Consider the following 15,167-nt stretch of genomic DNA (forward strand, 5'->3'; position numbering starts at 1 on the left):
ATTTATATTAAGTTGTCATGATATCCGACACGCGAAGTAGTTCCATATCAATCGGATAATGTCCTTTTATTGCTTGTTCCAAAGGCGTTAAAGTGACTTCATCTTTTAGTATTCCCACCATGAAGTTTGACTTGCCTTCTAGTAGAGCTTCCACTGCTTTTACACCCAAACGACTTGCCAATACACGGTCAAAACAAGAAGGTGATCCACCACGTTGCATGTGTCCCAAAACGGAAACACGAATGTCATATTCAGGTAAATGGGATTCAATATAATCTTTTAATTCAAAGACATTTTTACCCATTTTATCACCTTCTGCTACAACTACAATGCTCGAGGACTTACCTGAAGCCTTACTTTTTTGAAGTGATTCTAAAAGTCGGTCTAATCCTAAATCTTCCTCAGGAATTAAAATTTCCTCTGCTCCTGCTCCAATTCCGGCGTTCAAAGCAATGTGACCCGCATCGCGTCCCATCACTTCCACAAAGAATAGACGGTTATGTGAACTTGCTGTGTCACGAATTTTATCGATGCATTCTACAACCGTATTTAAAGCAGTATCATAACCAAGTGTATGACTTGTTCCAAAAATATCATTGTCTATGGTACCTGGAATTCCCATTACTGGAAAATTAAATTCTTTATTGAAAACTTCGGCTCCAGTAAAACTTCCATCTCCACCGATTACGACTAAAGCGTCGACTCTAGCTTTTAGAAGATTTCCATGCGCTAGTTTCCGACCTTCAGCAGTCATAAAATCTTTTGAACGTGCCGATTTTAGTATAGTTCCTCCTTTGTTAATGATGTTATTAACACTTCGAGGTCCCATTTCTTTAAAATCGCCTTCAATCATACCTTGGTATCCACGGTAAATTCCAACGCATTCGATTCCGTGAAAAGCACAGGTTCGAACTACAGAGCGGATTGCGGCATTCATTCCCGGTGCATCTCCACCAGAAGTTAAAACTCCAATTTTTTTAATCATTTTTGACATGCAGTGACTAATTTTCTTGCTAATTTAACAAAGATAAATTACTTTAAAAGCAAGTGGAATGGTATTTTAGTAAACTGTTATGATTTCAAACGTTTTCGTTGATAAGTTTTTAAAAACGCAGGGATAAAGTACTGTTGCGTGCAATTTTCTAGAAGGAAAGGTTTAATCCTCCTTTGAAGGAATGGCTTCCGAATTTGGCCTTACTTGCTCTTTAGTTTCCTTTTTTTTCTCCTTAGTAGGGAAATTCATATTGTTAGGATTCGGATCAGAATCAGGAACCAAATAATCCACTTTAAATTTATCCACTTTATATTTCTTAAAGAAGCGATTTACCAATTCTTGGAATGTGTTAAAATCAACTTCGTAAGTAATACCTGCACCTTGCGTATAGCCAATTCCTTCTCCAATATAGTTGATGTCATTTTCACGATTAAAAACCCGAAGATTCATACTTCCGTCTTCATTGACACGGTACTGGATTTCTACATTTCCAACAATTGCCGATTCATTAATTCCACCTACAGGAACACCTAATTTTCCATTAACTGTAATGCGTTCGTTAATTTGGGTGGAAACCGTAAATCCTACAGACCCATCAGATTCTTGTCCTGGAGTTCGATCGGCAGAAATGATGTCTATTCCCACTTTTAATTTATCATCTGGATCTTGAAAAATATCATCAAAAATACCGCCTGCCGTTTCAAATAAATTTCGAGTCAAGGCATTTTGATCCACTCCGTCTTGGCTTAAAAAACCGCCAGTACTTAAAAGAGTCAGCGCTTGTGTTTGGCGAATGTCCTTGTCGCTTAATTTGGTTTGAATTTCCGATTTAAGAACCGAACTTACGGTTGGGAAATTAATTTGAAAATCAGGTTCTGGACTACTTAAACTTCCTGTAATACCAATTCCTACTTCCACCGGAACACGACGATTGATACTCGGATTGTCTAGCAAAACGGATGGATTGGCACTGGTTTTATAGATGGCTTCCAAGTCCAATCGGGCTCTCAATGGATCGCCTTCCCATACAATGGTGCTGAATTTTTTTACTTCAAAACGTTTGTCAATCAGTCCGCGGTATTTAAAATTATAGCTACCTTCATATACCTGATAATCACCAATCATGTTGAATTTACCTAACGTATTGATTTCAAGCAAAAGCGTTCCATTTCCTTTAGCTTTCATTCCGTGACCTGTTTCTCGGTCAAGAATTACTTCAATTTCTGCTTCGGGTGTAATGTTCAAATCAAATTTTAGTTCCAATCCTTTGTAATTTCTAACCGCACTGAAAATTCCCTTTTCCAAATTGTTTTTTTCCACTGGCGAAAGAAAATGCATGAAACTTTTATTACCTACAGATTCTGCATTATTGATGGGGATTTTAATGGTTGTACCTTGTTTGGATTCAGCTTCCACTTCAATCAATAAACCGTCTGTAGGTCCTTTAATTTTAGCAATTCCATCGATAAAGGCAGTTCCGTAATAAGCCGCTTCTTCAGAATCTTTTGTGTCCAAAACCAACAAGCGATTGGTATTTATCGATAAATCGAGCTTCCAATCTGTAAAGTTTTTATGACCTATGGTTCCATTTAATCTTCCTTGAGTATTGAATTTTGTATCCTCAATTGTAGCATTTTGTATAATAAATTGATTGGAAGTAACATCTACAATAGAATTTTGTTTGAAGCCCAAATCTACATTGAGATACGGAATCTTTAAACCTGCATCATCTAGAAAAAGTCGTCCATTGATTTCCAGGTCTTTCACATTTCCTCTAAAATTAGCCGTTCCTGACACCAAACCACGTATATTGGAGATTACCTCGCCACCGAGCGGACTTAAAGTAGCTGCATTAAAATTGTTAAGCCTTAAATCCAGATCCATTATGGTCTCTTTATTCTGGATGGCAAATGTTCCTTCTGCCAAAAACGACTCGACATCTTTATTTTGTAAATTTGACAACACTGTAAATTTTCGGAAATCGTCGTCTCCGACTATGTCTAAATTTAAATTCCCTAAATCTATAGAATTCATTTGCAAACTGTCCACTCTAATCTGTGCTGTAGGTTGGTATATTTGCTTGTTTTGTTTAAAATTAATTTTTCCATTTAACTTTCCGTTCACCTTTAAACTGTCTATTGTTGGAATAACCTTGCCTAATTCTACATTTGCAAAATTAAGCTCTAAATCCTTATAGGTTGAATCTTTGAGACTTCCAAATAATTCAATTTTTTGATCTTCATGCGTCATTACAAAGTTTTCAATGTCAAAGTTTTTTAGGCCTTTATCAAAAACAACTCTGTGATCCGTATTTTCCTCTTCATTTAAAAACCACATGTAGTCTTTAAAATGAACCTCTGATTTTTTCATACCTATCACACTTTTGTTTTCTGGATTTATGGTATGGTAAAGATTCAGATTATAGAAATCTTGTGCGTTTTTTCCACCTTTAAATTCTGTTCGCACAAATAATGTGTCATTTGCGGTTACATTAATGAAGCTAAAGTCGCTTACCTTATAGTACTTTGTTTTGATACTGTCCATTTCAATATATGTATTGTATAATGGATTTTTATTGTCAATATCAACTCGGATTTTATCAATTATGTTGTCAAAAGCTTTAATATTGGGTGAGTTGAAAACCATTTTAAATTCGTTTTTATCCGAATCTATCGCACCTCTAATAGTTGTATTTAAACCCAGTTCTATTTCGGGAACAAACACATCAATTATTTTATTGTAAACACTGAAATTAAATTTGACGTATTGTCCTTTGGAAACTTTATTCGGGATGTAATTGGCATATAGACTTCCTGCTGCATTTTCCATAATGTCAACAAGCTCTTTAAACTTGAATTTACCCACCATTTGCCCTTCAATAATGTCGGGGGAATTTACCGCAATAGTCCGTTCATTATTTGCATCAAAAGTGGAGGTTATGGTAAAATCGTCAAAAATATAATTGTCTTTATCATTGTTATAAGCAGTTTGCGATATTTTAATTTCTCCGGCCAAATCATCAAGTGAATTTCCCGAAACATTCATTGCTACATTTCCTTTAAAAACTGCAATTGAATCATTTACAAAATTAAGTTTGGACAAATTTGCATAATCAATGTTAGTCTTAAAATCATATCGCAATACTTTTTTACTCAAATCGACCAAACCGTCAAAATCCATGAATAGATTTGGATCATTGACATTGATAGTTCCTTTAAATATAGGACGCTTAAAATTCCCTTCAATTACAATGTCTGAATAGTTGTACTTATTGTAACTCAATTTTGAAATTCCTCCTTTAAGATAGGTATCCACATATTGTTCGGTAAATCCTTTACCTTTTATTGCAACGTCCATACTGACGATTCCAATGTCTTTGATGCTTAAAAATTGACCAATATTAAACTGATCCAACTCTACATTTCCAGTATAAGTGGCGTTATCTATATTTTCAATTTGAGCCATTTCCAAATCAGATTTGATATTACCCAATTCGGTTCTCATGAAAAAGTCGGTTTTAATTTCCGATGCCGTCACTTCTGCAGAACCCACAACCATAAATTTTCCTAACTTTCTTAAAATTTCAGGCAGCTTTTTACCCAGAACGTTGGGCAGCAATTCCGATAAATTATCGTAATCTGAGCTAACATTATAGAAATCACCTTTCATATAAAAGCGCTGTTCATTATCGCCAAAAAGATTTTTGAAATTTACATTTCCAATAACTTGAGTTCCTTGGTCATCAATCAATTTAAGATTGTCTAGCATCAAATTATTTAATGGACCTGTAATATGACCTTTAATATTGAAATTTTTATCCTTTCCTAATTCATTATAGAAGTAGCGAATGTCATTGCTTGAAAGTGTTGCTTCGTCAAATTTTACATCAAATTTTACCTTATTAATGAAGTCGGCAAAATCTACGCGGTTGTAAATAAGCTTCGCACTACCTTTAAAATCAGATTCTTTAGTTTTAAACTGAAAGTCATCTATCATTATACTTGTGGTAGAATAGCTAAACTGACCGCTTAAACTTTGAATCTTTAAACCGCGATGGTCGCGAAAAGACATTTTATTAATTTTGGTAGTCAAATCGGGACCTAAAATCTTAAAAGTACTTAAGGACGCTTCTACTTTAGTAAAATCAACACTCTTTGGATTCTGCAAATTTTCATTAATGACTCTAAAAGTGGTATTGGTTAAATAAGCATTAGTCGCTTCAAAAACGAATTTCTTTCCACTATGAGGTTTATCCGAATCGAATAATTTAACAAAGTTATCTAAATTAGAATCAGATTCACCTTTGTAAATTTTCAGGTTAAAAACAACACCGTCCAGTCGAATGTCACCAAAAAGCAAATCGCCATTGAGCATTTTACCAACATCTAAAATGTTAGTTTTTATTCTGTTGGCAAAAATCAGAGTATCATGATGATGGTCTTTAATCAATACGGATTTAAGTTTTACACCTCCAAAAACGGATACTGCAACTTGTTCAACATTGATATCAGTTCCAAAATCATCATTCAACATTCCGGTAATATAGTGACCTATACGGGTTTGAACAAAAGGGAGCGAAAGCACAATCGCTGAAGTTATCAAAAGTAATATCAGCCCGAGTAATACTCGGAATGTATATATTTTTAGCTTTTGAATTGCGGTTGTTTTTTGTGCTTTTTCCAATAATTATATTTTGGCGGTGTAATGGGAAAACCTCGAAATAAAAATGTTATTTTTGTTACGTTGTAAAAATACAGTTTTTTTGAATCTTACAGCCTATAATAACTCAAAATTCATGCCTTTTATATGACAATGCCGCCTGTTTTTATACTTGCTATTGAAAGTTCTTGTGACGATACTGCTGCAGCAGTTTTACAGAATAATACTGTTCTATCTAATGTTGTTGCTAATCAATTGATTCATAACGAATTTGGAGGTGTGGTTCCCGAACTTGCGTCTCGAGCACACCAGCAAAATATTGTTCCCGTTATTGACGCCGCCTTAAAAAAAGCGAACATCAGTAAAGAACAACTTTCAGCTATAGCTTTTACGCAAGGTCCCGGATTGATGGGCTCCTTGTTAGTAGGAAGTTCTTTTGCAAAGTCATTATCGTTGGCATTGCAAATTCCATTGATCGCCGTAAATCACATGCATGCTCATATTTTAGCGCATTTTATTGATGAAGTCGGTTTTGATCAACCAGAATTTCCGTTTTTAGCCTTAACCATTTCCGGAGGACATACGCAAATTGTAGTTGTACGCGATTTTTTTGACATGGAAATTATTGGTGAAACCACTGATGATGCTGTCGGAGAAGCCTTTGATAAAAGCGCAAAAATTTTAGGATTGCCTTATCCTGGTGGACCACTAATTGACAAATATGCACAATTGGGAAATCCAAAAGCTTTTCCCTTTACAAAACCCCGAGTTCCAGGATTAAATTTTAGTTTTTCAGGTTTAAAAACGGCTATCTTGTATTTTGTACAAAAGAAAGTCGCAGAAAATCCAGATTTCATTGAAGAAAATCGAGATGATATTTGTGCTTCCATTCAACATACAATAGTTGAAATTTTGATGGATAAATTAAAAATGGCAGTGAAGGAAACGGGCATAAATCGCATTGCAATTGGCGGAGGCGTTTCTGCTAATTCAGGCATCAGAAAAACATTGAAAGAAGCCGAAGAAAAATACGGCTGGAAGACATTTATTCCAAAATTTGAATACACTACCGATAATGCTGCAATGATTGGAATTGTAGGTTATCAAAAATATTTACACCAAAAATTTGAAAATACGGCGGTTGTTTCAAAAGCCAGAATACAATTTTAATTATGCAATTATTTTACAATCCAAGTCTTACAAAAACTACAGAACACTTTACTTTCGATCGAGAAGAAAGCAAACATATTGTTAAAGTATTGCGTAAGCAAGAAGGCGATATTTTACATGTAACTAATGGTTTAGGTTATATTTTTACAGCTGAAATTGTTATTGGCATGGATACAAAGTGTCAAGTAAAAATCACATCTGCAGAAAAGCAAAAGCCGATGAATTATAAAATTCATTTGGTGGTTGCGCCAACAAAAATGAACGATCGTTATGAGTGGTTTTTGGAAAAGGCAACCGAAATTGGCGTAACCAGCATCACTCCTATTATCTGTGATCGATCTGAAAAGAAATTCATAAAGAATGATCGTTTTGAGAAAATCATTCACTCTGCTTCAAAACAATCTTTGCAAAGTTATTTCCCTATATTGAATGACGCAATTCCTTTTAAGGAGTTCATTAAAGCGCCGTCAAATGATGGAACTTTGCTGATTGCACATTGTGAAGAAACAAATAAAAAGTCGTTAAAAGAATTGATTGTTAAAGGTGAAGAAATTACACTTTTAATTGGACCTGAGGGCGATTTTTCTGAAAACGAAATTCAATTAGCCATTGCTAATGGTTACCTACCAGTAACTTTAGGAGAAACACGACTTCGAACTGAAACTGCTGCAATTGTAGGTTGTCACAGCGTAGCTTTTGTAAATCAAGATTAGCAATATGAGGAAATTCATTGTTCTTTTTCTATTATTCCCGACACTATTTTTTGCACAAGAAATTGCTTTATTGAAGTATAATGGAGGTGGCGACTGGTATGCTAATCCAACTTCTTTACCTAATTTAATTAAGTATTCAAACCAAACCATTAATACTAAGATAAAGGCAAAACCCGCAACTGTTTCTCCTGATAGTCCTGATATATTTAATTATCCGATGCTGCACATGACCGGACACGGAAATGTCGTTTTTAGTCCGAGTGAAGTGCTAAATCTTCAAAATTATTTGAAATCGGGAGGCTTTTTACACATTGATGATAATTACGGAATGGATCAGTACATTAGAAAGGAAATAAAAAAACTGTTCCCAAACGACGTCTTGACCGAAATTCCAGCGTCGCATACTCTATTTCAGAAACCAAATCCATTTCCATCTGGATTGCCAAAAATTCATGAGCATGATGGGAAAAGAGCTCAAGCATTTGGTGTTTTTGTAAAAAACCGATTGGTGCTGTTATATACATACGAATCAGATTTGGGTGACGGATGGGAAGATGCAGAAGTCAACAATGATCCGCTTGAAGTGCGCCAAAAAGCGTTAAAAATGGGTGCGAATATTATTAATTATATTTTTACAAACTAAAGATGGTAAATTCAAGAATAATTGGAAACGGAATTGTTCGTGGTGTGCTGATCCTAGCAGGAATTGCGCTTTTGCTTTATATTTTATATTTAATTCAATCCGTTCTTATCTATTTGATTGTTTCGCTAATCTTAACGCTGATTGGAGCTCCAATTATGATTTTTTTACGTCATAGGTTGAAATTCAATATTATTTTTGCAACTGCAACCACACTTCTCTTCTTTGTACTCCTTATTGCAGGATTTATCATGATGTTTATTCCATTGATCTTGGATCAAGGTCAAAATCTATCAATATTAAACATTGCGAGTATTGAAACCACTATAGCAAATTTAACGGGTCAAGTTACTCAATTTTTAGACAGTCATGGAATTGATTCTTCGGCAGCATTAAATACTTCAAATCTAACGTCCAGTCTGAATTTAAATTTTATACCTAATTTTTTAAACAGTATTTTGGCCACGGTTAGTAGTTTTGGAATGGGATTGGCCTCTGTTTTATTCATTACATTCTTTTTCTTAAAAGACCGTATTCTATTTTCACGCATGGTGAATTCACTTTTACCGGAAGAACACGCAGAGCGAATAGTAAGTTCTTTAGAGCAAATCAATCATTTATTGTCGCGTTATTTCATTGGGTTATTGATTCAACTTACCATCGTTTTTGTGTTATACCTAATTGTTTTATTGATTTTTGGAATTGATAATGCATTTGTTATTGCATTTTTATGTGCAGTCTTAAATATCATTCCTTACGTTGGACCTTTAATTGCTTCGGTTTTGGCGGCAATTTTGACCATGATTAATAATTTAGGCGCGGATTTTCAGAGTGAAATTTTACCCACTACAATTTATGTGATGATTGGTTTTTGGATTGTTCAGGTTATTGATAACAACCTATCTCAACCCTATATATTTTCAAGTAGCGTCAATTCGCATCCGTTGGAAATTTTCCTTGTCATTTTAATTGCTGGTTTTCTATTTGGCATCATGGGAATGATTATCGCGGTGCCACTTTATACTATTTTAAAAGTGATTGGAAAGGAATTTCTACCTGAAAATAAATTTGTACGAATGATGACTAAAAACATTTGATGTGTACAAAATTCTACTAAAAGAACAAGTTCAAGATTTTATAAACAGGAATCTTTCTACAGATATCAAACAGTTGGCTTTGAAGAAAAATCCTTTTCCAAACTTGGATTATAAAGTACTACTGAATCAAATTGTCGCCAAAGCAAAATCAAAAGATAAACTACCAACTTGGTTTGCCGCAGAAAGAATTATTTATCCAGAAAAAATATCCGTTGAGCAAACATCTTCGGAAGTTACTGCTCGTTACAAAGCCACAATTGTTTCGGGAATGTCTATGGTGGACTTAACCGGAGGATTTGGTGTAGACGATTATTACTTTGCCAAAGGTGTAAAGGAACTGTACCACTGCGAGATTAATGCTGAACTGTCGGCAATTGTAAGGCATAACTTTGCGGAGTTAAACGTTAGTAATTGTACCTTTATAACGGGTGATAGCATCGACTTTTTGAAAGAGTCTTCGCAAAAGTTCAGCTGGATTTATATTGATCCTTCCAGAAGAAATAGTGTTAAAGGAAAAGTTTTTTTACTTGCAGATTGCCTGCCAAATGTTCCTGACTTACTAGATTTCTATTTTGAAAAATCAGACAACATTTTAATTAAAGTGGCTCCGATTTTAGACATTACATCAGCGCTAAAAGAATTGAAAAGTGTCAAGAAAATACACATTGTTTCGCTTGAAAACGAAGTAAAGGAGTTGCTTATTGAACTTGAAAATAATTACGCTGGAAAGATAAGTATTATAGCAATCGACTTCGGTAAAACTACAACTATTTTTGAGGCTTTTTTAGGGGAAGAAACCCCGCTGTTGCACTTTGGTCTTCCTCTTTCCTATTTGTACGAGCCAAACAGCGCTTTAATGAAATCTGGGAATTTTAATTTGGTTAGTAGTCGTTTTAATTTGGCAAAATTACATACCCATTCGCATTTATATACTTCAGATTCGATAATTGATTTTCCTGGAAGAGTTTTTGAAATTCTGGAGCATTTAGAGTACAATAAAGAAAATTTAAAGAAGTATTTTGAAAAACAACAATGCAACATTACAATTAGAAATTTTCCAGAAACCGTAGAAAATATTCGAAAAAAGTGGAAAATCAGAGACGGTGGAAATCGGTATGCTTTTTTTACCACTGATATCAATAATAGAAAAATTGTTTTACTTTGCAACAAAATCCAACAACCATGAAAAGCATTATTTTAGTTTTAAGTTTATTTTTTGGAATGCAATCTTTTGCACAAAAAGAATGTGTGTTTACAACCAATATCAAGGATAGTATTGGAACGTATAAGGAAACGAAAGACTTTTTAATGCACGAAAAAGTATTTGCAGGAAAAGCAACTTATATGTTTTTCTCACTTATCAATAATAACGGCACACCACTTTTAAAAGTGCAAAAAATCATAAAAAGCGCTGATTTTATAGGTGCGAATTGTTTTGACAATCAATCAAAAATCTACCTGCAATTACAAAACGGGAGAGTTGTAACTTTACTTTATGGAGATCAAGATACATGCGGCAATTTAGTTCGCATAGACGAACAAAAACTAAGTACCAGGATACTTTCGGGCAATTTCTTTTTTATGACCGGAAGCATCGAAGATTTAAAAACGTCGCCTATTTCGCTTATTCGTATCAAATATTCTACAGCTATGGAAGACATTGTTGCCAAAAAAGAATTGATATCGGAACTCACCAACCAAAATTCAAGTCCCGAGAACTTTTTTGTAGAAAATTTGCACTGCGTCATCGATTAATCACAAGGCCAATTAAAATTGGATACTTGCTCATTTAACGCACCTGTAAAATTATAGTGCCACCACTCGGATTCAATTGCTTTGAAGCCGTTTTCTTCCATAACTTTGCGCAGAAACTTTCTGTTATTTATTATTTTCCGATCTAATTTTTTATAGGAATGAGCTGCTTCTTTGCCAAAAAAATCAAATGCAGTTCCAAAATTTACTTCTACACCAGAACTGTCCACTAGTGTTAAATCTACTGCTCCACCTCTATTATGGATGGAACCTCTTGCTGGATTGGCGACATATTTGGGATTGGGTACAATAGCCCACATCCTTTTTTGGATGGATAAAGGTCGGTAACAGTCAAAAATCTTGATCTGATAGCCTAATTTTTGAAAAGACGCGTTTGCAGCAACTAAAGCCTTCACGGTTTTCAGCCTGAGATAGCATTCTGCACAATCGTACACTTTTGCATTTAAGAAATTATCATCTGTAGCATATTTCATATCATATACAAAGGACGCGCTGTAGTCTTTTAAATTAACGAACGTCGAATCTGCGACAATTGCGTCATCTTGTTGACCAAAGACGGTGTGCGCTCCTAAAAAGAGCAGTACAATTGCTGTAAACTTTATAATAGAAACTTTCATAGCCAAAAATTTTAAAAGATAAATGTACTCATTTTGCATTGTATTTTACCTCAAAAAAAAATTAAAGCGAAATTAATTGACATCACTCGAAATAGTATAGTATTGATAACTAGATAATTTAAAAATAAGATCAATTTATTTTAAAAAAAAGGGTTGTTTTACTTGCAAGATTTATAATGTTGCCTTACATTTGCAACCGCTTAAAACAAGTAAAGTTCTTTGAATTTTGGAGAGTTGCCTGAGTGGCCGAAAGGACTTGTTTGCTAAACAAGCGTATGGGAAACTGTACCAAGGGTTCGAATCCCTTACTCTCCGCTAAATCGCTTTTTCTTTGGAAATTGACATTTTGAGATTGAAATTTACACCTTCGGGGTGTAGCGTAGCCCGGTTATCGCGCCTGCTTTGGGAGCAGGAGGTCGCAGGTTCGAATCCTGCCACCCCGACAAATTAAACTTTTTCCATTTAAGTTTTAAAAGACAAATGGAGGCATAGCTCAGCTGGATAGAGCACCTGCCTTCTAAGCAGGCGGTCGAAGGTTCGAATCCTTCTGCCTTCACACCAAAACCACTGATTTTTCAGTGGTTTTTTTGTTTTATAGACTTTTTGAATGAAGTAAGCAAAAAGACTTTCTCTGTTTTAAAAAACGTTCTTGATGGTATCTCAAAAATACAACTAATTGACACATCAAGACAAGATCCCGCCCTACTTCTGTAATTGAAAAGCACAAGAGATGTAGGACGATACTAAATTTGTTTTCTTTGAAAGTCTAATTTAAAGGAAATACAGGTAGTTAAACAATTCCCTTTTCGATCATTTCCAGCATTACAGGAGACGCATTTTTAAATGTTGCCGTTTGCACCACTATACTTCCAACATTCTTTTTATTGACCTTAAAAGTGATGTCGTTTTCTGTGGTAAATAATAGAGCTGTCAGAAACGGACTTTTGATAAAGGAACTTAAAATCATGAAAGCTTCATCTAGGGTATGAAAGCTTTCAATTTCTTCGGTTTTGTAGCGTGAAGTAAACGCTAAATTATATCCACCTGAATCCAAAATATTTAACCGAACATAGATGTTTTTAAGATCCGTGTCGCCCATTGTTTTTGCCAAAGTCAGCTTTGCGAACGTTCCCGCAGTAATACTGGTTTTTACTTTTTCATAAAATTCGATGAAGACCGGTTGATATAACATTTTAAAACTTTTTATTTTCTGCAAAATTACATTAATGCAACTTAAATCTCTCTTTTTAACTAAAGAACATTTGCTTTAATTGTAGAAAATGTTAACTGTATATTTTATGGAGCTTTGCAATTGAAAGTGTATAAACCGAAATGGCTGTACAATTCATGCATGAATGTGGCTACTTTAGTTTGAAAGTTTGTGCAACATCTTTAAAAAGCAGTAGATTATTTGAGATATTCGACTCAGAAGATCCATAAATAATGTAATATCCTTCGTTACTGAACAGAATCGCTTGATAGACGCTTTCACTATGACCTGTTTTACGGTTTTGACCTTGAGCGACAACTTCGTAACCTTTTAAACCATCGATCGTAATTGGAAGAGTGGATCTAATTTTATTTATTTGAATCGGCAATGTTCTAATTTTATTAAGAGCAAACGACTTCTTATCCGCAATTAAAAGCTGTGAGAATGTTTTCGCTACGACGATAGAAGTTTTATCTGCTACTTCTGTCGGTATTTTGCCATCGTGGTTAAAAATCAACATATTGGGCTGAATTTTAGCCAGCTTAAGTCCTGAGTTTTTCGTGTTTATTTGAAAATCTACTACATCTAAAGGCTCGATTATTTTTTCGGAATCATAAATAGAGGACAATATCGTTTCTTTAACTATTTTTTCGATAACTGTTTGATCATGTGGTATTAATCCGTTAATTAAAATCGTTTCTTCGTCTGTTCCTGTGACTAAAATATATTTTGTAAAAAGTATTTCATTCACAACTTGCTCTGATTTAATGAGTGTTGCAGGTAGATTGTTAAGAATGTACGCTTTAATAGTTACTACTTTTACACCCTGTTTGGATAAAGATTCTGACGTTAAACCTTGCATAACCGCAGAAAATGGTTTGGCAACATCAAGAATCATAATACTTGCATTTCCATCAATTTGTTGAAATCCCTTAAAGCTTGATGCGGATATAAAACCGGATGGAGGAATCATTTTAATTTTAGAGCCTCTGATTTCTTTATGAACAGACGTTACACTATTAACAAGTGTCTCTTGACCAAATAATACTGAAGAGCATAAGATTAAAAAAGAATAAATAAGTAATTTTCTCATGGGATTTTGGGCAATACTTTACTATTGGATTGTAAAGTTACATATATCATTTTAAAAATTGTGACAAAATTAAATGGCTTACGAAATTAATTTTGTTTAATTATTTGTTAAAAACATTAAACAAGAATAATATTGTTTATCTTTGAACCATAATAAATTAAAATTATGAAATTACTAAAATCATTTGCAGCAGTAGCACTTTTCGGAATAATTGCAGCTTCTTGCGGTAAAAAAGAAAGCACAGAGTCGACAGATACAACAACCGTAGACACAACAGCAACGACAGAAGTTGCAGTAATGGAGCCAAACATTGTAGAAGTTGCTTCAGGAAATGAGAATTTTACAACTCTAGTTGCGGCAGTAACTGCAGCTGGTTTAGGAGAAACTTTAAGCGGTGAAGGACCATTTACTGTCTTTGCTCCCACAAATGATGCTTTTGCAAAATTGCCAGCAGGTACAGTAGAAACATTATTGAAACCAGAAAATATTGAAAAATTAAAATCAATTTTGACATATCACGTAGTTTCTGGAAAATTTGATGCTGCAACTGTTATTGATGCAATTAAATCTAATAATAACAAATATACTGTGACCACAGTTCAAGGTGCAAAAATTGACTTGAGCTTGAAAGATGATAAAGTTCTATTAACTGACGCAACTGGAGCAATGTCAACTGTTGTAATGCCAGATGTGCAAGCTTCAAATGGAATCATTCACGCAATTGATGCAGTAGTGATGCCAACAAAATAAGGTTTGTTTTTTAATTCGTTAAGAACCGCTATCTTTCGTTAGATAGCGGTTCTTTTTTATTAAAATAATTTCTGCAACTACATTGAATTCAAATTTAGTAGCACAATTGTAAATAATATTAGTAATTAGTAGGTACTAATCGAAATAAATTGCGGTTTTTTTTTAAATTTGACGCAGTTATAAAATATATATGAAAAAAAGTACTTATTCCGAATTAACAGATGATGAACTTTCAAAGAAAATAAAATTAATGAAAGGTGTCCTTATTGCATTTATCATTCTCTATTTTATCATATTTGCAGTTTTACTCGTTCTCTTTTTAAATAATAAATTTGCCAACACCTCGACAGCAGTTTTGATACCCATCTTTTTTCTACCTGTAACTTTATTGCCAATGTCACTGAGTTATAAAATGCTTATGGCAGAAAAAAAATCTCGTAATCTATAGTCA

The 15,167-nt window shown here is 34.1% G+C and carries 13 protein-coding genes and 3 tRNA genes; 11 read left to right on the top strand and 5 right to left on the bottom strand.

Annotated elements, in window-relative coordinates; all coding sequences use genetic code 11:
- Positions 1–7 precede the first annotated feature (7 nt).
- Positions 8–994: a 6-phosphofructokinase gene (gene pfkA, locus H602_RS0101130; RefSeq protein WP_026976362.1), complete on the bottom strand. Its 987-nt coding sequence runs from the start codon at positions 992–994 to the stop codon at positions 8–10.
- Between the two features lie 162 nt (positions 995–1,156).
- Complete coding sequence (locus H602_RS0101135) at positions 1,157–5,677, bottom strand: translocation/assembly module TamB domain-containing protein (RefSeq protein WP_157504802.1); 4,521 nt, start codon at positions 5,675–5,677, stop codon at positions 1,157–1,159.
- 123 nt (positions 5,678–5,800) lie between these two features.
- On the opposite strand from H602_RS0101135, the gene tsaD reads away from it, so the two are divergent.
- The 6 genes from tsaD to H602_RS0101165 are packed head-to-tail and all read left to right on the top strand — an operon-like array spanning position 5,801 to position 11,028.
- Complete coding sequence (gene tsaD / locus H602_RS0101140; protein ID WP_026976364.1) at positions 5,801–6,823, top strand: tRNA (adenosine(37)-N6)-threonylcarbamoyltransferase complex transferase subunit TsaD; 1,023 nt, start codon at positions 5,801–5,803, stop codon at positions 6,821–6,823.
- A gap of 2 nt (positions 6,824–6,825) precedes the next feature.
- A complete protein-coding gene (locus tag H602_RS0101145; RefSeq protein WP_026976365.1) occupies positions 6,826–7,536 on the top strand; it encodes a 16S rRNA (uracil(1498)-N(3))-methyltransferase in 711 nt (236 codons plus the stop codon).
- 4 nt (positions 7,537–7,540) lie between these two features.
- Positions 7,541–8,179: a DUF4159 domain-containing protein gene (locus H602_RS0101150; RefSeq protein ID WP_026976366.1), complete on the top strand. Its 639-nt coding sequence runs from the start codon at positions 7,541–7,543 to the stop codon at positions 8,177–8,179.
- A 2-nt stretch (positions 8,180–8,181) separates the two neighbouring features.
- Entirely contained in the window at positions 8,182–9,273 is a 1,092-nt protein-coding gene (locus tag H602_RS0101155; protein WP_026976367.1) for an AI-2E family transporter, read from the top strand.
- A 1-nt stretch (position 9,274) separates the two neighbouring features.
- Positions 9,275–10,459, top strand: coding sequence for a class I SAM-dependent methyltransferase (locus H602_RS0101160; protein WP_026976368.1), 1,185 nt, complete (start codon positions 9,275–9,277; stop codon positions 10,457–10,459).
- Entirely contained in the window at positions 10,456–11,028 is a 573-nt protein-coding gene (locus H602_RS0101165) for a hypothetical protein (protein WP_026976369.1), read from the top strand. The genes H602_RS0101160 and H602_RS0101165 overlap by 4 nt, the downstream gene beginning before the upstream one ends.
- On the opposite strand, the gene H602_RS0101170 is transcribed toward H602_RS0101165, so the two are convergent.
- Entirely contained in the window at positions 11,025–11,663 is a 639-nt protein-coding gene (locus H602_RS0101170; RefSeq protein WP_026976370.1) for a M15 family metallopeptidase, read from the bottom strand. The two genes, H602_RS0101165 and H602_RS0101170, sit on opposite strands and share 4 nt — an antisense overlap.
- A 228-nt stretch (positions 11,664–11,891) precedes the next feature.
- Between H602_RS0101170 and H602_RS0101175 the strand changes: the two genes are divergently transcribed.
- The 3 genes from H602_RS0101175 to H602_RS0101185 all read left to right on the top strand — a co-directional run bounded on the left by H602_RS0101175 (position 11,892) and on the right by H602_RS0101185 (position 12,219).
- Positions 11,892–11,978 (top strand) — tRNA-Ser (locus tag H602_RS0101175).
- Positions 11,979–12,031: 53 nt separating this feature from the next.
- A tRNA-Pro gene (locus tag H602_RS0101180) sits at positions 12,032–12,106 on the top strand.
- Between the two features lie 39 nt (positions 12,107–12,145).
- A tRNA-Arg gene (locus tag H602_RS0101185) sits at positions 12,146–12,219 on the top strand.
- Between the two features lie 234 nt (positions 12,220–12,453).
- Here the strand turns inward: H602_RS0101185 and H602_RS0101190 are convergent.
- Positions 12,454–12,855: a hypothetical protein gene (locus tag H602_RS0101190; RefSeq protein ID WP_026976371.1), complete on the bottom strand. Its 402-nt coding sequence runs from the start codon at positions 12,853–12,855 to the stop codon at positions 12,454–12,456.
- 169 nt (positions 12,856–13,024) lie between these two features.
- Entirely contained in the window at positions 13,025–13,966 is a 942-nt protein-coding gene (locus H602_RS0101195; protein ID WP_026976372.1) for a hypothetical protein, read from the bottom strand.
- A gap of 165 nt (positions 13,967–14,131) precedes the next feature.
- On the opposite strand from H602_RS0101195, the gene H602_RS17965 reads away from it, so the two are divergent.
- Together H602_RS17965 and H602_RS0101205 are read left to right on the top strand one after the other, a co-directional pair.
- On the top strand, positions 14,132–14,716 hold the full coding sequence (locus H602_RS17965; protein WP_157504805.1) for a fasciclin domain-containing protein: 585 nt from the start codon (positions 14,132–14,134) through the stop codon (positions 14,714–14,716).
- 190 nt (positions 14,717–14,906) lie between these two features.
- A complete protein-coding gene (locus H602_RS0101205; protein ID WP_026976374.1) occupies positions 14,907–15,164 on the top strand; it encodes a hypothetical protein in 258 nt (85 codons plus the stop codon).
- Positions 15,165–15,167: the final 3 nt, after the last annotated feature.

Source organism: Flavobacterium tegetincola DSM 22377 (genome assembly GCF_000425485.1).
GTDB lineage: Bacteria > Bacteroidota > Bacteroidia > Flavobacteriales > Flavobacteriaceae > Flavobacterium > Flavobacterium tegetincola.